Below are 19,311 nucleotides of genomic sequence, written 5' to 3' on the forward strand. Positions count from 1 at the left end.
CAGGAAGCGGTAAAGCGGTACGCTATAGCTCCATCACTCGTCTCCCCGATTGGAAGACCGTCACCTTTCTCGTCGATTCCGAGATTGCTATCGCCAGTGCTTTGCTCACCGCGGTAATGCCCTGAGCTGCAGCATGCCGTGCACCTAGGCCGGACTGCATTTCGTCGGCCGTCGGCTGACCCGACAGAAAGGTTCCGGCAGAAAGAATGGTGCCATCGCCCCGTATGATAAAGGCCCCGTCGATCTTGGCATACTCCTTCACCGTCTCCTCTATACCCGGATCGAGGATGTTTTTATCGCTATCGGCATAACCGTGAAAGGGATTAACAATCATCTGCCTGGTATAGGGATAGACACCGGCCTGATCTCCCACGACGAAGAGGGTACCTACCGGCTTTCCCTCTCTTCCTTCGGCGGCAAGCTGGGAAGCGAGTTGCAGGATACGTGTGAAGGTGGAAAGCTCGAGATCTGCGGGGAAGGTTCCCGATTGAGGGGAAAAGGGAAGATTAAGTTCACGCTTTAGATGGCTCAATCTGATTGAATCGAGAAAGCCCGACCCCGGCTTTCCATAGGCATTCACAATGAGATCGTCTTCACCTATCACCCCTCGGCCAAGGAGATAGAGGAGAATAAACTGGACATGGATCGAACGCCTGACCCCCCTGAAGGGCATGATTATCGGCTTATAGCGCTCAAGGAACGATGCATCGAAGAGGGTCTCCCCGCCGCTCACAACAAGGACATTTTTTCCGTGAATCAACTCGTCAATATATTCGCCGTCTCCCAGGGCATCGGCATGGAGAATAATTCTGGCACCATCGACAGCATCCCGAAGACGAAGGGCCTGTTCAAAGATGGCTGCCGAAAGATCACGGTGACGGTGAACGAATGGATGAACAGGGCCCTCATCCCTCCTTCGGAAAACGGAAAGAAAGGCCTTGGGAGAGGTAGCAGTCGTCAATCTAAGCAAAAAGGTTTCGTCCTGCAATGCGGCCGCCAATTCGCTGAGCAATTTCAGATGATCCTCTTGCCCCCCTACGAGAAGAAAAACCAGACGGACAGGGTAGTCGGTATCGGAATCCCATTCCACACCATTGGGAATCACGGCCGCAGCCATCCGGTTCTCCTCTCCACCCGGAATAACAGCATGGGGAACAGCCAGCATCGGTCCGAGGCGGGTGGAAAAGGTCTCTTCCCGCTTATGGACCAGGGTAAGAAGTTGCTCAGATCCTACGAGGTCCCAAGCCTTGCTGATCCGCTCACACAGAAGGGAAAGCAGCTCTTTCTTGTCTATAAGCCTATCGGCTTTAACGATAAGGATACGGTCGGTATCCAGCATCCTGCCAAATGAGGTCATGATCCCCGCCCTCCTTCACTAAAGCTTATCATACTTCCGCGCACAGGATCCCGCCGTACGATCAGTGAGGTATCGATCTCCTCCTGCAGGGCCTCGACATGACTGATGATCCCGACGATACTTCTCTCCCGCCGAAGGGTTTTGAGCGTTTCGAAGATCTGGCCGAGGGCCTCGTTATCCAGCGAGCCAAAGCCTTCATCGATGAAAAAGAAGCTCTCTCCTCCCCTTCTCACGCTTTCGGAAAGGGAGACGGCAAGGGAAAAGGCGGCCTGAAAGGTCTGCCCGCCGGAAAGTGTCTTGATGGATCGGAGTTTACCCCCGTTAAGGAGGTCCCGCACCTGAAAGTCCCCGTTCTCGTCGACCTCGAGAGCGAGACTTTTACCCGTCAAAGGAAGGAACCGTCTATTTGCTCTGGCACAGAGTTCCCGCAGGTAGCGAGTCGAAACGAAACGAACGAAGCCGTTCCCCTTCATCATATTCTGAAGCAGGGAAAGGGCTTCACGGCGACGGGAAAGCACCCGCTCCTCTTTTTCCAATCGACGGAGCTCTTCCTCCTGGCGAAGGCTCCTGCTATGTCGTTCCTTGAGCGTGGCAAGCTCCTCCCAAAGTCTTTTTTCCCGCACCTCTTTCTCTTCACAGCTCAACAGGGCCTCTCGGTAGCCCTCTTCGTTGAACTCCTCGCTACCGGCCTCATCGATTGCCTCTCGAAGCTGCTCCCGCGTGGCATGGAGCTCCTTTTCGAAGGTTGCTATCTTCTCCCGCTCATCATCGGCTTTTTCATACCTTTGTAGAAAGGAATCGAGGGCCTCTTCGGAGTCGAAACCATGGTCGGAAAGCATCGGCAGAAAACCTTCTCGCAGCCGGTCAAAACGCGCTTCTTCCTCCGCAAGACTCCGTCCCAGCTCCTCGAGACTACCGGTCAAGGTACTTACACGCAGGGTACTGGTCTCTCTTTCCCGGCGCGCCTGGGCAAAACGGATCTCCAAACCCTCAACATCGGCTTGGAGTTTCTCACGACGGGCCGCGACTTCCCCGCCGTCCGTATCGCCCCATATGGTAAAAAGTTCGTCCGGGATCGATTCCCGAAGAAGCGTACTCCGCCCCTTTTCACCGGCAATCTTCTCAAGGAGAGCGGATTTCTCATCACGTGTTGCGGTAAGTTCGGGCTCAAGAGATTCAAGATCGCCGTTGACGCCATCCAAGGAGCCTCGCAGCAGACGGCCCTGCCGCGATCGGGCTTCGGCCTCTTGCGTCGCCCGCTTCCAGGGCTCCCGCTCCTCGGGATCGAAACGGTCCCAGCAAAAGGTATTGAGATGCTCTCTTGTTCGCTCCTGCACATCTTCCAGGGACGCAGTCAGTTGCCGGACTCGGTCCAGATGTACCTCGGCCTTGGAAAGGGCGTTACCACGTTCGATAGCAGCCTTTCGAACCATGGGAAGCAGTGATTGTAGCTTTTCAGCTTCCCCCTCTGCTTCGGCTTCAAACGCCTCCTTCTTTTCGGCAACGGGATGATGAAGCGAACCGCAGAGCGGACAAGGGGCCCCTTCGACAAGCAAGCTTCGATGACTGCGAATACCAATCGTCGTCAAACGATCTTCAATTTCCCGTTCCCGGCGCCTCAAGGCCTCGAGGATTGTCTCAGGTGCATCATCTACGGAGCAGGAGAGTCCGGGAATTTCGGATGCCGAAGATCGCGGCAGCTGGAGAAGCGCTTCGGCCTTCCGCCCATTCGCTTCAAGCTCAAAAGAGAGACGTTTGCTCTCCTCTTGTAAAGCATCGGCTTTGGCATACCACTGTCCGAGAAGGGAAAGTTCGCCCTCTTCTTCTGCCAGTTCTTCGAGCTCCAGCAGTTCCTTTTGAACCTCTCCCCGCCGTGTGAGAAGCTCCTGCCTACGTTCGATAAGAAGGCGCTCCCGTTCTTGCAAGTCTCCAAACGCCTCTTCTGCCTTCCGCAGGTTCTCACCCAACCGCCTGAATGCCAGAATCCGCTCCAGGGCTTCGGCCTCATCAGCATTTTCCCTGCGATTCTCCATTGCGGCTTCAAGCTCCCGATAGCGTTCTTCGCAGCCGAGCTGTTCCTCCCTGCTTGTACGAAGAGCAGTCTCATTTTCCAGACGACGGAGATCAAGGGTCCCCATCCGCTTGCGAACCTCAAGCATCTCCGTCCTTCGGGGCAAGACTTCCCGGGTGATCGCATCGAAGCGTTCAAGGCCAAGGCGCCGTTTTTTCCACTCGGGTTCGGTGAGTTGTAGCTCTGCAAGACGTCCTTTCAATAGGGCAAGCCGCTCGGCCCGTTGACGAGCCTGCTCCTGGCGGGCGGTGAAGGCACGCAGATCTTTGAGTTCTCCCGTCAACCGATCAAGCTCCTGTTTGAGCAAAGACAGATGTCGTTCGAGTTCAGAGGAACTCTCGCCCTCCTCCTCGACAATCAGCCGCTTACGCTCTTCGATGCGTTCACAATCGCGACGAGCATCCGAAAGCAGGTTCGTTACGGGTCTGTAGAGGTCGAAACGATCCAACTGAAAAAGCTCCTGAAGCATCTCCGTCCGTTCCTTACCCGAAAGCCGGAGAAACTCCTGAAAGGAGCCCTGGGGGATAACCACCGCACGCCGAAAATTTTCATAGCTGAGGCCCAGCAGCTCCGCCGCATTCCCTGTTCCCCTATCCCGATCATCGGCAAAGGGAATCCATGCCTCTCCCTCCCTCCGATAGGCGGAGCGATTGTAGTTCGGGGCCTTGTCCCCCTTGCCGGAACGCTTTCCGGAGACAAGAAAGCGGTACTCTCCATCTCCGTCAAGGAAGGTAAAATCAACGATCATCTCGCGGGCGGAGAGGTGCATGTAGTGGCGCTTCTCCTGGCGATTGAGGCGCTCGCTCTGGTCGTAGAGGGCAAAGCCGATTGCGTCGACAATGGAACTCTTGCCGCTGCCGACCTGCCCGAAAATACCGAAGAGACCTGCGGCGGTCAGGGGCCTGAAATCGATCACCGTCTCCTCGAGATAGGAATAAAAGCCTTTCAACTTCAACTGCAGCGGTATCATACTCCTGGCTCCTCGTTTCCTGCGGAAACGGCCTCGGCGAGCAGCTCCAGCAGATAGGGTTCCGGATCGGCACCGTTGTTTCGGCCGCGAAAGTATTCGGTGAAAAGTCGTTCAAGAGGGGCGTCGATATCTATCTCCTCCTGTCTTGAGGTCGAAATCCCCGAATCCTTCTGCAGTTCGGGAACAACCGCAAGCACCCGTGGATGGGCATCATGGATGGCGTCCCGCACTCCTGTCTCGAGATAGTGATCGACCTCCATCGTCACTTCCACGTAGGACTCCTGATGTTCTCCAAGCCAGGCAAGGGCCTTTTCAAGCGTCTTGAAACGCCCCCGGCACAGGGCCCTACCGCAACAAAGGGGCACCACTTCGCATTTTGCAGCCTTCCCAGGCTCGAGATCGACAAGAACAACCTGTTTCTGCTGGCCACTTTCGGAAAGAGAATAGGCCAAGGGGCTGCCGCTGTAGCAAATGGTGCTCCTGCCATACTGCGTAAGCATCGGACGGTGGAGATGGCCCAAAGCAACATATTGGGCATCCTTTGGGAAGGCGGAAAAGGGAATCAGCTCAAGGCCTCCGGGATGAAGAATGGGCCGCTCTCCCTCCTCCTCAAGCTCGTCGAAGGGCAGGCTCTCGGCTTCGGCGGAAAAAAGATGTGCCATCATCAGATTAATGCCCCCATCATCGAAAAAACGGTCGGCAAGATTCTTCCAGTGATCACGAAGAATGGCCCTAATCTGTTCCTCTCCCCGTGTCGGATCGATGGCCTTACGAAGTCGAACCTCCCCGGCATAAGGGGTGGCGATGATTCGCAGCTCCGCCCGCCCCTCTTTTCGAAGGCGAAGCAGCCCCGCTTCGGGGCTCTCCACCACCCAGCCGCTCTCCAGTCGGCACGTCTTGATTCGAGTCTCGGGATAACCGAGGAAAAAAATGCCGCTGATCCTTGCAAGGGGGTCGGGCGATTCGATTCGATCCGGTGAATCATGATTGCCGGCGATGGCGATAATCACTCTTTTCCCGCCGCCGGACATGCGGTGGAGTGTCCGGTAAAGCAGCTCAATTGCCTCGGCCGAAGGGTTGAATCCATCGAAAAGATCCCCTGAGAGCATAATAAGGTCGGGATTTTGCTCATCAACAATGGAACAGATCTCATCCAGAATATCGGCCTGCTCTTCCATGCGGCTGAAACGGCCCAGGCGCTTACCGAGGTGCCAATCTGAAGTATGCAGTATTTTCATGCTTTCTCCAGTGTACCTTTCTTTGAAAAAATTACAAGCGGCGTTGAATTCCACCTTGAATTCCGAAGAGTTTTGACGATTTGCCTCCCTCATGGTATGATCGGCGACATGAAGATTCGTACGAAACTGTCCATCATCGAGGCCCTTTTAGTGTTAGGTGTGCTCATCGCCCTCTCGGTGGTGATTTTTTTTACCAGCACCATCATAGCGCTCAAGGATTTTGAAATGCTCTCCGAACGATCACTCTCGAGCCTTGAGCAGCTTTCGGTCCGTATGGATTCTCTCATGACCACGAACAGCAGAATCACCGTGGAAAAAGCGAGAATCGAATTCGGCATCGATAAGTTCGAGCAAGAGCTGAATGATTTTGTCTCGGCACGGGGAGCCCGATTCCTCAGCAAACGGCAGACCTCGGAGCTGCAGCAAACAGTAGGTTGGTGGAACCAACTTTCGACCTGGTACTATCAGCCGGCACTCGATCATATGGATTTGATGATCGATCAGCGGATGGACCGACTTGTCGGCGACCGGGGCCTCTTTCAGACCTTCCTCGTCATCAGCCAGGAAGGAAAGCCCCACCCCTTTCTTGCCGCCTATCAGACCCTAAAGAATTATCAGCTGCTGATCATGGACAATACCGAAACCTTCAAAACCAGAATGGATAAGCTGATAGGTGAGACAAATCTCCGGGCCAACACCATTATCACGGCAGGAACACGGATAGCAATCGCCATCATCGCATGCAGCCTCCTGATAACCATTATCCTTACCAGCCGTTTTTCCACGCAGATGGCAAAGCGAATCAGGCTGGTCGGAGAGGCCATGAGCGTTATCTCCCGGGGTGATTTTTCCAACGAGCTCACCATCCGTTCGCGGGACGAGTTTGAAGAGCTTTCAAAAAACTATAACGCTCTTAAGGATCAGTTGAAGGAGAAGCTCGATTCGGTACTCGACTTTATGTTTAGGATCGGCAGCCTTCAGGCCCAGGACCCGGATCCCGAGGCAGTTCTTGCCTTGGTTGTCGAATCGGCCGTCGAAAATACCGAAGCAGATGCAGGGGCGCTCTTTTTGGTTGATGAAACAAGCAAATCAATCTATGTCTCCGATATTATCGGAATGTTTCCCCCTCCCTATCCCTTTCCCGAGCGGCTTCCGAGGCAAAAACAGGAAGTGGATGAGTATATACGGAATAAACCCTTCGGCCTCGGCGAAACTATCATCGGCGAATGTATTGCCTCCGCCGAACCCTGTTTTTTCAGAAACTGCTCACAAGAGCTTGAAGGAACAACCTTTCCGCTTCTTGAGGATGACGACCCACTCTATGTATCAAGCCTTATCATCGTACCACTTTCGCTTCCCGGTAGAATCCTGGGAGCCATTGCCGTGGCAAGAAGGGGAAAAACAAGTCATTTCAGTGATCTTGATTTCACCCATATGAGAACCTTCGCCGATTATGCGGCCCTCACCATCGACAATATCTACAATTACACCGAGTTGATAGAGCGAAGAGAAATCCAACGCGAGATTGAAATCGCGGCAAGGATACAGAAGGACCTTCTTCCCAAACGGATCTCGGAACCAAAGGGGACAAGCATAGCCACCTATTCAAAGGCGGCAAAGGGTGTCAGTGGTGATTACTACGATATCTTTCCCATCGGAAAGGGGAAAACGGCAGTGGTCATCTGTGATGTAGTCGGGAAAGGTGTGCCTGCGGCCATGCTCATGGTCATGATTCGAACGATCCTCAGGCTGACCGCATCGGGAGACAGAAAACCCGCCCAGATTCTGACCTTTCTCAACAGAGGTATCACCGGAAAAATTGGTGTCGATCATTTTGCCACCATGGGTATGTTTGCATATGACGAGCAGGAAAAGCGAATCTACTTTTCAAACGCTGCTCATCTGCCTCTGCTGATCTACAGAAAAGGGACCGGAGTCTTTATCGAGATGGACACTCCGGGACTTCCCATAGGTATAGAGGCCGGCGAACATTATAAGCAGCGCCAGTTCCAAACCATTTCCGGAGATATCCTGATCTTCTATACCGACGGTGTGACCGAAACGAGAAGCAAGGAAGGCCGGGAGTACGGCCTGGAAGCGCTCAAGTCCGTTGTGCGTTCATCGGCACAGCTTTCCGCCTCGAAAATTGCCGAACGGATAAAGGAAGATATCGATCGCTTCGCACAAGGTACAAGCCAGCACGACGATCAAACCTTTCTAATCATGAAGATAGCGGAAATCACCTGAAGTGGAAGGCTAACCTGATGATGGTCAAATCGTTTTTCTCAATTCTACTAACGTGACTGTCGAATCGAATATCCTGCTTTTGACACGCCTCTTCGATATACCCAAGATAAAAAAGTCCCAATTCCTCTCCGCTGGCCGAGGAGACGATTTTCTCGTAGTAGTCCAAAAGGGAGTGATTTTTGGTGTCCATTCCCTTTTTGGTCTCTATCTGATTCTTGAGGGTCTCGGAATCGCTGCCCCGGTCGTAAAGGATTACTTCCAGGCGATTGTCGGTGCCGATAGAGGCCGTACGTCCCATGATCTTCCAGACCACCGTCACCCGAAACCCCATGCGCTCCATTTCCGCAAGAACCCTGCTTCTGGCCTCATCGTTTCGCATGACCGCATCGGCATCAAGATTCCCGTGAAAAAGCTCCTTGATAGCCCGCCCTACCAGCTTCTTCTCCGCATAGACCCCAAGTTCCATAAGAAGGAGGGCAAGATAATCGGCAATGGAAGCCTTCCCGATATAGGAAACCACCAACGTTCTCAGGGTATCGAGCATCGGAGAAGCCACGGCCTTCTGGGAAGAAGCCAGCAACAGCCAGAAGGGAGCGGTAATGTGCGACAGATATCGGCGACCGATTGCCCGCATCATGTCTTTTTCCTGTTCGGAACATGAGGGCCGCTCCTTCACTGCCTCATTTGCGGCCGAAAGAGAGAGTTCTTCCAGCAGGGCCAATGCGGGGGCCACACTTCCTTTACCCGAAGCATCGATAGCCCCTCCCCGGTCAAGATGTTCCCGGGTGAAGGGAGTTTTCGGATGCGATCGATTGTAACGAAGGATGAAATCGCTGGTAGCGATCGATTTCCAAAGTGCATCGGGAAAATGGCGATACAACGTACCATACATGATTAACTTTGAGACATCCATCAATTCCTGACGTTTTGAGGTAAAGTCGCTTCTCGAAACCTCTACCGAAGATATATACCCGGCAAGTATCATCCGTTGAAGTGTCGATGCGGAAAAGGACTCAAGGCACATTCCACCTTTGTCGCTCTGATGGGGAGCGGAGCGATGCTTACTGAAAAAAAAGAGCCCGTCATCGGTAAGAATCAATGACACGGGGAGATCAATGACTGATGATGTATCGATCCTCTCCACCGGAGGCTCCGTCTACTCTTCCCTTGAGATACCGGGCCGTCTGGTGTTGTCGAAATGCTTGTACACAGCAACAGTGTTTCTTTTTTCGTTAAATACAACACCACCGTCCCAATATTCGAGGGCGGCAAACAAGGCATTTCCTCCGTCGTTGTCTTCACTTTCCGGGGTACGATAGGAAAAATACTTTTCTAGCTCTTCGTAATTATGCTCACGGAAACACTGGTTTCGCCGACGATTAAACTCATTCCAGGCCTCAAGGTTTTGAAACCCGGCCCCCTCGTCCTCGACAATAACATGAGCATGATGCTCGCTAAACGATGCCCAGACACGAACACGCTTTGAAGGATCTTTTTTATTTCCGTGACGGACCGCATTCTTGATCAGCTCACTTATCTGCTGTTCAAGAAGATTGATCTCCCGAATCTCAGGGGGGGCTTTCTGAGCAATCAACATGGAAAAAAAACGAACCTGCCGATAGTCGCTCGGGAACTCCTTATGGAAGGTTCCCTTTCGATCAAAAAGCTTATGAGAACCATCGACGATTATCTCTTTTTTCGATTCCATCACTGCTGCCCTTTTCCGCTCAACTCATAGAGAGCGTCTTTTACACTGTCGACAATGGGGAAATAATCCATGAGTTTGGTCAGACGGATAACTTTTTCAACAGAACCGTGGACATGAGCAATCCGCATCTGCAGCTCCCGCTGCTTGACCTGCGTGAATACATGAATAAGCGCCCCTACCCCGCTTGAATCAAGATAGTCGACCTTTTCGAGATTGATAACAAGCTCCGAGACACCTTTTGCAATCAGTTTGGCAACGACATCCTTCAACCGATGCGCGTTGTAAAGGTCCATATCCCCGGAGATATCGATAATATAAATAGTATTATAACGACGCAGCTTTATGTCCATCTACCGACCTCGCTGTACGGTACCATTATTCCACCCAGCAGTCAAGTTAACTTGGTGTAAAAGCACCAGGAGCTATGGAGGGGGATAATAGGGAACCACTCGCTTTCAGCGTATTGAAAATTGCACACTAACCTCCCAAAATGGTAATTAGTTCTATTTCTTAAGAAAGATGGAAATGATGAATCGTCCATGGTGGAGCGCCAAATGACAAAAGTTCAGGAGCGGCTAATTGCCAACCTTCGGGAAGCCCGTTACACATTAAATCTGACGCAGATGGGATTGGCTGAAAAAGCGGGGATTTCGATCGGATTTGTAGGAGACATAGAAGCGGGGAAAAAATTCCCCTCGGCAAATACGTTGCAAAAGCTATGTGATGCCTTGCAATTGGAACCGCATGAACTCTTTCTCCCCGAAGGAAAAGACGGAAAAAGGGAGAAAGGTAAAAAAGCAAAGACTTAATAGCCTAAAATGTGGAACCGTTCCAGCCCCACCATGCCCCCGACGCACTGGTAAATTCAATGTATATGCGGGCGGGGGGAACGCCTAGTTCCTGCTCGATGAGGGTGCACAACCGGCGGGAGATCTCTTTTAACGCAGCCTCGGCAAGAGCGATGCTTTTCAGTTCAACAAAAGCCGCAGGCTCTTCGCTACCGCCAAAGGTCAGGGTCGCATCGCTGCGCATCAATGCCATGACGTACTGCTCGGGTTTTCCGACAGCCTGTGCGGCAGCAGAGCTAAGTGCCTTACAAAACTGTTTGCGTTTTTCCGTATCGATGGCGAGATTCGTTTCCACACTGACAAAGGGCATAGGCTCACTCCTTTCTTCACTTTTTTACAGGATAGGAAGAAAACCAAAAGAAATCAAGCTTCCCGGATATATAGCCCCCTACCGTCTATGCCCGTATTTCGCTATACTTTCTACCATGCGGGCTATACCGATCAACACCTACGATTCTCCTACTGTTATTCTGGAATTGATCTATCGTCTCAAGGTCAAGGATGTAATGTGCAGGGAGGTGACGACCGCAGGACGAAATACTCCCCTCCGGGAAATACAACAGACAATGAGGCGACGTGGCATTACCGGCATGCCGATTGCCGAATCCGGAAGATTGTTCGGTATCGTCAGTATGGACGACATTATACGGGCCCTCGAAGGCGGGTATATCGACGAGTCCGCAGAGATGCATATGTCGAGAAAGCTCATATTTCTTGAAGAAGATATGCCGGTCAGCTTTGCCATCAGTTACTTCGAAAAGTACTCATACCATCGCTTTCCCATTCTCGATAAAACGAACAAACTGGTGGGAATCATCACCAGCAGAGATATTATTACGCGCTTATTGGTCGAAATAAACAAAGAAATGGAGAGGATCGAAAGGATCAGCATACCCGCTCCCGATGCGCTTCAGGGCAAGGCATCTATGGAGTTTCGGGTAATCAGAAACGATTTCGAGAATGCCGGACATGCTTCTACGGAAATTAAAAAGTTGTTGAAACAACGGGGAACCGATGTAAAAATCATTCGAAGGGTATCGATTGCCGCTTACGAATTGGAGATGAATCTGGTGGTCCATTCCGACGGCGGTACCATTTCGATTGAAATCGACGAGCAGAAAATCGTTATCGTAAGCAGAGACGGCGGTCCAGGAATTCAGGATGTGGAGTTAGCACTCAAGGAAGGCTGGACTACCGCAAATGAGTGGATCAGATCCCTGGGTTTCGGCGCAGGTATGGGTCTGCCCAATTGCCGCAGGGTTGCGGACCAGTTCACCCTTGTATCGCATACTGATGGGGTAGAATGCGGTACCGTCGCCCGGGCGGAAATTCTACTACCTCACGAAGAAGAAGAGAAGGAGGGAGTCCGACATGAAAACGGCTGACATTGGGAAGGTGCTTGGCTACGAATGCCTCTGTTCGGAAGGAATGGAAGCGGAGATTGTCGATGGATATACATCGGACCTGCTCAGCGATGTGATGGGCAACGCTCCGGATAGTTCCGTGCTTATCACCATCCAGGCACACCGAAACAGCGTCGCGGTCGCAAGCCTTGCGGGAATTCGGGCAATCGTGCTTTGCAACGGAAGGAAAGCCCCGGAGGAGATGATAGAGGCGGCCATCAACGAGGATATCGCCATCTTTCGGACCAGCGACAACCAATTCACCACAAGCTGGAAAATTGCAGGTCTATTGAAAAAGAACTGAGGAAGAAAGCAATGAAATTCAGGGCCGACCTTCATATTCATTCCTGCCTCAGCCCCTGCGGCAGTCTGGAAATGAGCCCTGCAAGGATCATCACCGAGGCGGAGGCTGCGGGACTCGATTTGCTTGCCCTAACAGATCACAACTGTGCACGGAACCTGCGGGCCTTCGACCATGCGGCACGAAAAAGCAACATTACCCCTATTTTCGGCATCGAGGTAAACAGCATCGAAGAGGCACATGTGCTGTGTCTCTTTCCCACAGTAAAGCAGGCCGAAGAGCTGGGAGACTTCATTGAAAACCGTCTACCGCAAATTCCCAATAATCCCGATCTTTTCGGCGATCAAGTCTATGTGGACGAGCATGAATTCATTCTGGGAGAGGTAGAGGTTTCGCTTCTGCAGGGGGCTGAAATCACCTTGGAAGAGCTACTGAAAGAGGTAAAAGAGCGGGGCGGACTTTTCATTCCCGCCCACATCGACAGGCCCTCGTTTAGTGTCGTGAGTCAGCTAGGATTTCTTCCTCGCCTGGATTACTCGGCAGTGGAATGCGTAACATGGCCGCCGGTCATCGACACGGCAGACTACTGTGTCATTACCGACAGTGATGCCCACTATCCACAGGACATCGCAAAACGAAGCTTCACGTTCGAAGCCGATTCTCCAACCTTCGAAGGCCTATACGACGCCTTGGCAGCAAAAAGGGTCACTCCTCAAAAACGCTCCTGATTCGTTCAAGCACCTTCTTCCGATCCAATGGCTTTATGATATAGTTTTTCGCTCCCAACATAAAAGACTTTTTCACCAAGTCCTGTTTTCCAAGGGCCGAAATCATGATTATCCTGGCGTCCTTATCGAATTCCATGATTTTTTCAAGTGCGGTGACCCCGTCCATCCCCGGCATGGTGATGTCCATGGTAACAAGGTCAACTCCCGGATAGAGTTCCTTATATTTCTCCACGGCCTCAGCGCCATGTCCTGCAGTATCCACTACTTCATAGCTTTCGCTACCAAGAATCTGGGTAAGCTGCTTTTTGACAAACATCGAATCGTCCACGACAAGAATCTTATAGGGATTCCCATCGGGGCCGATCCCATCGGGTTTGCGGGAATTGATGTCAGGAAAGTCTGTTTTCGTTTTCAAAGGTTCCTCCCGGAAACGATATCTGCTTTCCCTATTGTATGCTTTTTAAGATGAAATTCAACCGCTTTTCTCCTCTTGCTCCGGAAAGCTCATTTCTTTAGGATAATACGAATGAAAAGCTACGAAGAAATCAACGAGAAAATTGCATCAGGCAAGGCGGTGGTGCTCACCGCCGATGAAGTCTCCGATTATGTCGATCAAAAGGGCCTGGCAAAAGCGGCCGAAGAGATCGATGTCGTGACCACGGCGACCTTCGGAGCCATGTGTAGCTCCGGAGCATTTGTAAACTTCGGTCAATGCGCTCCCAAGATACGAATAACCGAAGCATGGATCGATGATGTTCTTGCCTACTCGGGAGTAGCTGCGGTGGATGCCTATATAGGGGCGACCCAGCTGAGGCAAAACGATCCTGAAAACATGTATTACCCAGGAGAGTTCCGCTTCGGAGGGGGACATGTTATTGAAAAACTGGTTGCGGGGAAACAATGCCAGCTCTTTGCCCTCTCGTATGGGACCGACGAATATCCCAGGAGAGAGCTGAGAACCTGGTTTACTATCGACGACCTTAATCAGGCCATCATGGTCAATCCGAGAAACTGCTACCAGAACTATAATGTGGCGACAAACCTATCGGACAGAACCATCTACACCTATCTTGGGGCCCTGAAGCCACACATGAAGAATCTGACCTATAGCTCGGCAGGACAGCTTTCGCCGCTTCTCAACGATCCCCTCTATCGAACAATCGGGATAGGCACGGCGGTATGGTTGGCTGGAGCAAGGGGCCATGTCTACGCCGAAGGAACGCAACATGCTCCCTCCATTTCGCGTACGCCGGGAGGGGTGCCTACCGGAGGGGCAGGAACCCTGGCACTTACCGCCGACATGAAACAAATGAAAGGCCGTTATGTCAGGGGAGTAAGCCTCAAGGGCTACGGGGTATCCCTCGCCCTGGGGGTCGGTGTTCCTATTCCTATTCTGGATGAGGATGTTCTGCTCAAAACCACCGTCCGGGACCGGGATATTCCGGCGGAGGTAATCGATTACAGCAGTGATTATCCCAATAAAACCGGCAAGGTACTCGCTCATGTCAACTACGCCGATTTAAAGAAGGGAAATATTGAGCTTCTCGGCAAAAGGGTTGAGGTTTCTTCCATGTCAAGTTATGCAATGGCCCTGGAAATTGCGGAGCTGTTGAAAGAGGAAGTTCGAAGCGGAAGTTTCCTGCTGAGCCGGCCTTTACAGCCGCTTCCGGTGGAACAGGAACTGAAATCGCTGAAAATCCGGAAAGAGGACGAGGTACGCTGAACATGATACAAAAAAAATTCCTGCTCAATTTCTCAAAAGAGGTCTCCGAACAGCCGCACATCTACCATTTAGTCAAAGATTACGACCTTATCGTCAACATCTTTCGGGCAAAGATAACCGACGAGGCCGAAGGTTTTATGATCCTGGAAATATCGGGGGAAAAAGATGCCCTGAGGAAAGGCATTGCCTACCTTAGAGATCAGAACGTCGGTGTAGGCGAAGCGGAAAAGGGTGTTGTCTGGGATGAAGAGCGGTGTACACAGTGCGGGAACTGTCTCTCCCACTGCCCTACCCATGCTTTACGAATAGATGACCCTGCCACGATGCATATCATCTTTGATGCCGAGGCCTGTATCGAATGTCTTGCCTGCATAAAGAACTGCCCCTATGGTGCCTGTACTTCGGTTTTCTAAACGCAATTTTCGGGCCCTCTCCTTTCGGGGGGCCCATTATCGGATAAACGATGAGGCCTTTGATTCTGCCCGGCGTTATCTCCCGGTGCTTCGAAAAGAGCTGGAGAAGTATATCCGCCATTTCCCCGACTTTCAGAGATCCCTAACCCCGCTTGCGGTTCTGCAGACCCCGGCTCCGGAATCAGCCATCAGGATGCACAAGGCCTCCTTAAGCATCGGAGTAGGCCCCATGGCTGCGGTTGCCGGAACCTTTGCGCAACTGGCTGTTGAAAAGGCCTTATCCGAGGGGCTTGACGAGGCGATCGTTGAAAACGGCGGGGATGTCTTTATGAAACTCGAGCACGAACTTATTCTAGCCCTCTATGCAGGAAAAGCTCCGGAGGGGTTCCGGCATCTGGCATTCCGTATCCAAGCCGAACAAACGCCCCTGGCGGTCTGTTCTTCAAGTTCAAAGATGGGGCACTCACTCAGTTTTGGAAGAGCGGATCTGGTAACGGTAGTGGCTCCCGATGCCGCCATAGCCGATGCGGCGGCAACCTGGGGGGCAAACAGCATCGACTCTCCAAAGGAACTGGAGCGCAGAGCGGAAGAGATCACGGCCCTTCCCGGAGTACAAGGGGTTCTCATCATTCTTGACGGGACAATGGCCATGGCGGGGAAGCTTCCTCCTCTCATCCGCCATGTCGATCCACGGCTTGAAAGCCGGGTAAGTAAAGACAAAAAGAGTAACTATCCCGGATAGGGAAAAAAAGGGAATTAGGGCTCAGCCCATCAGAAAAACCCCCAAAATCCCCGAAAGGACCACTCCCAGAATGGGATGGAGCTTGAAACGGCGCACAAGAATCAAAATGAGTACAAAAATGATACATCCGCCGGGATTGAGGGCAAAATTGAGCTTGGGTCCTCCCTTACCGGCAATCCATGTTCCAATTGTATCAAGTCCGATGTAGCCACGGAAGATGGAAAGCTCGGCAAAAAACAGGATCGCCGTAGCAATCAACCCGATGGTAGCCGGGCGAATTCCCTTTATGACAGCATCAACGATCCTGTTGGTTCTAAAGGCATTCAAAAGGCGGGCAATGATAATGATGATCACGAACGATGGAAGAACAACCCCCAAGGTTGAAACAATAGCACCGCTGATACCGGCCGTTCTGATGCCGATGAAGGTGGCGGCATTAATGCCGATAGGCCCAGGGGTCATCTGGCTGACGGCCACCAAATCGGCAAATTCCTGGAGGGAAAGCCAGCCGTGTCGTTCGATCTCCATCTTCATGAGGGGGATCATCGCATAACCGCCCCCGAAACTGAAAAGTCCTATCTTGAAAAAGGTCCAAAGCAAATCAAAATAGAGTGCCATCTACAGCTCCTTGCGGAAAAGACGATAGCGCAGGACACCGGCAAGGCCTGCCGATGCAATAATGGCGATGGCATGCAAATTGAAAATCACTAAGGCAAGAAAAGCGGCAATAGCGACAACAACAGGAAAAATTCCCTGTATCACCTTCTTCCCAAGCTTCAGGGCGGCGATAAAAATCAGAGCAGTCACCCCGGCCCGTACCCCGGCAAAGGCGCGCTGCACCCCCGCGAGATCCCGAAAACGGACCAGCAGGGTCGCCAGGACGGAGATAATAAAAAACGATGGAAGGACCATACCCAGGGCAGCAGCGGCCGCTCCCCGGAAGCCGGCAAGTCGATAGCCGATAAAAATCGCCGAATTTATTCCAATCGTTCCGGGAACGGACTGTACAATGGTAAAGACATCGACGATCTCCTCCTCGCTTATCCAGCCCTGCCGGTGGACAAGTTCCCGTTCGATCAAAGGCAGCATGGCATAGCCGCCTCCGATGGTAAACGCCCCTATCCGGAAGAAGGTAAAAAACATAGAAAGGGCCCGGCGCGACGGTTGGTCGTTACCGGGCCCCTTATCAGAAGGCTGTCCCATACAAGACTATCTGCGCCTGCCGAAGATTCTCAACAAAAAGAGAAAAATGTTGATGAAGTCGAGATAGAGCTTAAGGGCTCCCATGATCGAAATCTTAACATACCCTTCCTCATCGACGGAATTACCATAGGCCGCACTCCAGCGTTTGATAATCTGCGTGTCATAGGCGGTAAGGCCAAGAAAAACCGCAATGCCAATGTAGCTGATCATATAATAGACCGTAGGGCTCTTGAGAAAGAAATTGATGAGCGTTGCAATCAAAACACCCCAAAGCCCCATCATCAGATAATGGCCAAGGCCGGAAAGATCACGCTTTGTCGTCAACGCCCAGAGGCTCATCCCTCCGAAGGTCGCCGCCGTTGTAAAAAATGCAAGGGCGATGGTCTGACCGGTATATGCAAGAAAAACAAGGCTGAGGGTGATACCGTTCAATACGGCATAACCGGCAAAAGCCAAGGTTGCCGACGAAGCGCTCATCCTGTTGATTCGGGCCGAAAGGACCGAAACAAGAACCAGCTCGGCGATGATCAGAGCAAAAAAGAGGATGGGATTACCGACCAAGGTGGCAATCATACTCCTGCTCGACGAAACGGCCATGGCTACCACCCCGGTAAGAGCAAGGCCAGCGGTCATCCAGAGGTAGACGTTCTTAATGATATTTCGTTCACGAACTTCGGCATAGCGAAGCGTTTCTTCTCTTGCAAAAGCCATACATAACCTCCATAGTCATGTCACGTATTCTTATCTATAAGGTACGCAATGAATCGGGAATTGACAAGCTGATTAAAGCAGAGAAAAGATCTTGAGATGAGCGAGAAAAGCTGGGAAATTCGGGGATTTTCTGGGATTTAGCGGGAAAGCGAAATCAAAGCAATTACACAATGTGTAAATAATAAAAAGGAAAATCCAAAAGTTAATCCCTTAGCAACGATATGAATCCGAACAGAATAACAATTTTTAACTGATCGCTTATTTGCTGCCCAATGATTTCTAAAAGAAAACTCAGTACCATAGAACATATTGCCTGAAGGTTGATAATCGAAAAGCTATATGTCAAAGGGGACAACATTCTGTAATACCTGTCTGACTCCGCCTGATTCTCTGAACATTTTCCATTCCTGGAAGTGCGATGGACAATAATGTATTCCAGGAGCAACCTCATGTGCATGATCCCTGCACAAGTTTGCATCACAGGTTTTTCCTTCTCCGACTGGAAAATCACAAAGAAAGTCAGAATCATAGCCGCATTCTCTACAGGGGCTATGCGTAACTCCGGGACCGCATATGATCATCACTCCACCGTCTTTCAGTTTTCTTCTGCTACATCCCATTTTTCTCTCCATCTAAGCCTTCATGCTTGTACCTGGCTTATCTGCGTGTTCAAAGGGATCTTTAAGCCTTCTCTTACGCCGTTATAAAAAGCCTTTGAGCCACTTTTTATAAATGTTTCTTTGGTTCTCAATCCCTGTTCCTGTAGATATTCACTAAGTTGAGCGTCTTCTGCAAGTATAAGCGATCGACTTTCTGGTCCAGTTTCTTCCTCAGCTCTTAATTCAGAGAGTGTATATGAAATGCCTGTTGCCATACCAAGACGATAGTTTTCTCGATACTTTTGTTTTGCGTTTTTCGGAATTTCCTTTCTACTTATTCGCTCTACAGCTTTCAATAAATAATCACTCATCCATATACATGTCTGAAGATTATGTTCTTTTCCTACAAACGTGAAAGAATAATGGCCTCCATATCCTTCTCCCGTCAACAAAGCGGAATAGTTTGCTTTTGCTATGTTATATAAGAGTAGACCTCTCCATTGTTTTCTCCGAAATCCATCTTGGTACACAACCTCTTTTATAGTAGTTTTTCCTTCGTTGATATCGGCCATTGAAAGGTTGTACTTAAAGAGCAGCTCGTGAGCTTTCATGATAGCTGTTTCTGCCTCTTCCTTTTCCGGAGAAGTGGCCAAAGAAAGAAGCTTTCGTATCTTCTCCATTACCTGTTTTTGATCATCCATTTTGTGCCTTTTTCCAATATGCATGGTGTTACACAATATTTTGCGTATTATCTTCATCTGGAAGTTCATCAACATATTTTGCTTTTGTTCTCCAGCTTCCTGGACATCCTTTTCTCGTACAAATAACCTGAGAATACTTTGAAATTGTTAGCCGATACCCATTAAATGCTGATCGATTACAGTGTCTCATTCTAACAACAAGATCATTATGGTCGCCTCTTTTTCTGCCACATATGCATCTGGTATATGCACTCATTCTTTTCCCTTCTCCAGTTTACTCAAAAAGGTATCCTTGGCCTTCTTTTAGTTTAAAATTGGATACTAATAGTTCCTTACCAATAAGCGAAT

Annotated in this window: 20 protein-coding genes; 8 read left to right on the forward strand and 12 right to left on the reverse strand. The window is 50.9% G+C overall.

Features of this window, described 5'->3' with window-relative positions; all coding sequences use genetic code 11:
• Positions 1-22 precede the first annotated feature (22 nt).
• Genes F459_RS0105485 through F459_RS0105495 form a run of 3 tightly spaced genes read right to left on the reverse strand, consistent with a single transcriptional unit; the run spans position 23 to position 5,636 of the window.
• On the reverse strand, positions 23-1,357 hold the full coding sequence (locus F459_RS0105485) for a diadenylate cyclase (protein WP_020611732.1): 1,335 nt from the start codon (positions 1,355-1,357) through the stop codon (positions 23-25).
• Positions 1,354-4,398 (reverse strand): AAA family ATPase, encoded by a 3,045-nt coding sequence (locus F459_RS0105490; RefSeq protein WP_020611733.1) that lies wholly within the window; start codon positions 4,396-4,398, stop codon positions 1,354-1,356. Before F459_RS0105490 ends, F459_RS0105485 begins: the two co-directional genes overlap by 4 nt.
• On the reverse strand, positions 4,395-5,636 hold the full coding sequence (locus F459_RS0105495; protein ID WP_020611734.1) for a metallophosphoesterase family protein: 1,242 nt from the start codon (positions 5,634-5,636) through the stop codon (positions 4,395-4,397). The genes F459_RS0105490 and F459_RS0105495 overlap by 4 nt, the downstream gene beginning before the upstream one ends.
• Before the next feature lie 108 nt (positions 5,637-5,744).
• On the opposite strand from F459_RS0105495, the gene F459_RS0105500 reads away from it, so the two are divergent.
• The gene (locus F459_RS0105500) at positions 5,745-7,883 is read left to right on the forward strand and encodes a GAF domain-containing SpoIIE family protein phosphatase (RefSeq protein WP_245540090.1); all 2,139 of its coding nucleotides are present in this window, start codon (positions 5,745-5,747) and stop codon (positions 7,881-7,883) included.
• On the opposite strand, the gene F459_RS0105505 is transcribed toward F459_RS0105500, so the two are convergent.
• The 3 genes from F459_RS0105505 to F459_RS0105515 are packed head-to-tail and all read right to left on the reverse strand — an operon-like array spanning position 7,876 to position 9,941.
• Positions 7,876-9,027, reverse strand: coding sequence for a hypothetical protein (locus tag F459_RS0105505; protein WP_020611736.1), 1,152 nt, complete (start codon positions 9,025-9,027; stop codon positions 7,876-7,878). The genes F459_RS0105500 and F459_RS0105505 overlap by 8 nt on opposite strands.
• A 12-nt stretch (positions 9,028-9,039) precedes the next feature.
• Complete coding sequence (locus F459_RS0105510; RefSeq protein ID WP_020611737.1) at positions 9,040-9,591, reverse strand: ATP-binding protein; 552 nt, start codon at positions 9,589-9,591, stop codon at positions 9,040-9,042.
• Entirely contained in the window at positions 9,591-9,941 is a 351-nt protein-coding gene (locus F459_RS0105515; RefSeq protein WP_020611738.1) for an STAS domain-containing protein, read from the reverse strand. Before F459_RS0105515 ends, F459_RS0105510 begins: the two co-directional genes overlap by 1 nt.
• Before the next feature lie 204 nt (positions 9,942-10,145).
• Between F459_RS0105515 and F459_RS22090 the strand changes: the two genes are divergently transcribed.
• Positions 10,146-10,400, forward strand: coding sequence for a helix-turn-helix domain-containing protein (locus tag F459_RS22090; protein WP_020611739.1), 255 nt, complete (start codon positions 10,146-10,148; stop codon positions 10,398-10,400).
• A 4-nt stretch (positions 10,401-10,404) separates the two neighbouring features.
• Here F459_RS22090 and F459_RS0105525 read toward each other — a convergent pair whose 3' ends face one another.
• Complete coding sequence (locus F459_RS0105525; RefSeq protein ID WP_020611740.1) at positions 10,405-10,749, reverse strand: phenylpyruvate tautomerase MIF-related protein; 345 nt, start codon at positions 10,747-10,749, stop codon at positions 10,405-10,407.
• Positions 10,750-10,864: 115 nt separating this feature from the next.
• On the opposite strand from F459_RS0105525, the gene F459_RS0105530 reads away from it, so the two are divergent.
• From F459_RS0105530 to F459_RS0105540, 3 genes are read left to right on the forward strand one after another with little or no spacing between them, the layout of a single operon-like run.
• Positions 10,865-11,824 (forward strand): CBS domain-containing protein, encoded by a 960-nt coding sequence (locus F459_RS0105530; RefSeq protein ID WP_026294909.1) that lies wholly within the window; start codon positions 10,865-10,867, stop codon positions 11,822-11,824.
• Positions 11,811-12,146 (forward strand): hypothetical protein, encoded by a 336-nt coding sequence (locus tag F459_RS0105535; RefSeq protein ID WP_020611742.1) that lies wholly within the window; start codon positions 11,811-11,813, stop codon positions 12,144-12,146. The genes F459_RS0105530 and F459_RS0105535 overlap by 14 nt, the downstream gene beginning before the upstream one ends.
• An 11-nt stretch (positions 12,147-12,157) precedes the next feature.
• Positions 12,158-12,871, forward strand: a complete 714-nt coding sequence (locus tag F459_RS0105540; RefSeq protein ID WP_020611743.1) for a PHP domain-containing protein — start codon at positions 12,158-12,160, stop codon at positions 12,869-12,871.
• On the opposite strand, the gene F459_RS0105545 is transcribed toward F459_RS0105540, so the two are convergent.
• A complete protein-coding gene (locus F459_RS0105545) occupies positions 12,849-13,286 on the reverse strand; it encodes a response regulator (RefSeq protein ID WP_013253901.1) in 438 nt (145 codons plus the stop codon). The two genes, F459_RS0105540 and F459_RS0105545, sit on opposite strands and share 23 nt — an antisense overlap.
• A 111-nt stretch (positions 13,287-13,397) precedes the next feature.
• Here F459_RS0105545 and F459_RS0105550 point away from each other — a divergent pair, with 111 nt between their 5' ends.
• Genes F459_RS0105550 through F459_RS0105560 form a run of 3 tightly spaced genes read left to right on the forward strand, consistent with a single transcriptional unit; the run spans position 13,398 to position 15,749 of the window.
• Positions 13,398-14,594 (forward strand): homocysteine biosynthesis protein, encoded by a 1,197-nt coding sequence (locus F459_RS0105550; protein WP_020611744.1) that lies wholly within the window; start codon positions 13,398-13,400, stop codon positions 14,592-14,594.
• A gap of 2 nt (positions 14,595-14,596) precedes the next feature.
• Positions 14,597-15,007 carry an NIL domain-containing protein gene (locus F459_RS0105555; RefSeq protein WP_020611745.1) on the forward strand — a complete coding sequence of 137 codons (411 nt, stop codon included), beginning with the start codon at positions 14,597-14,599 and terminating at the stop codon, positions 15,005-15,007.
• Positions 14,982-15,749, forward strand: a complete 768-nt coding sequence (locus F459_RS0105560) for a UPF0280 family protein (RefSeq protein ID WP_020611746.1) — start codon at positions 14,982-14,984, stop codon at positions 15,747-15,749. The genes F459_RS0105555 and F459_RS0105560 overlap by 26 nt, the downstream gene beginning before the upstream one ends.
• A 21-nt stretch (positions 15,750-15,770) precedes the next feature.
• Here the strand turns inward: F459_RS0105560 and F459_RS0105565 are convergent, their stop codons facing one another.
• The 4 genes from F459_RS0105565 to F459_RS0105585 all read right to left on the reverse strand — a co-directional run bounded on the left by F459_RS0105565 (position 15,771) and on the right by F459_RS0105585 (position 18,987).
• Positions 15,771-16,367, reverse strand: a complete 597-nt coding sequence (locus tag F459_RS0105565) for a chromate transporter (RefSeq protein ID WP_020611747.1) — start codon at positions 16,365-16,367, stop codon at positions 15,771-15,773.
• Positions 16,368-16,952, reverse strand: a complete 585-nt coding sequence (locus F459_RS0105570; protein ID WP_020611748.1) for a chromate transporter — start codon at positions 16,950-16,952, stop codon at positions 16,368-16,370.
• Between the two features lie 6 nt (positions 16,953-16,958).
• The gene (locus F459_RS0105575) at positions 16,959-17,663 is read right to left on the reverse strand and encodes a Bax inhibitor-1/YccA family protein (RefSeq protein WP_020611749.1); all 705 of its coding nucleotides are present in this window, start codon (positions 17,661-17,663) and stop codon (positions 16,959-16,961) included.
• A gap of 640 nt (positions 17,664-18,303) precedes the next feature.
• Positions 18,304-18,987 (reverse strand): DUF2786 domain-containing protein, encoded by a 684-nt coding sequence (locus F459_RS0105585; RefSeq protein ID WP_169517934.1) that lies wholly within the window; start codon positions 18,985-18,987, stop codon positions 18,304-18,306.
• Positions 18,988-19,311 lie beyond the last annotated feature (324 nt).

It is taken from the genome of Sediminispirochaeta bajacaliforniensis DSM 16054 (assembly GCF_000378205.1).
Taxonomy (GTDB): domain Bacteria; phylum Spirochaetota; class Spirochaetia; order DSM-16054; family Sediminispirochaetaceae; genus Sediminispirochaeta; species Sediminispirochaeta bajacaliforniensis.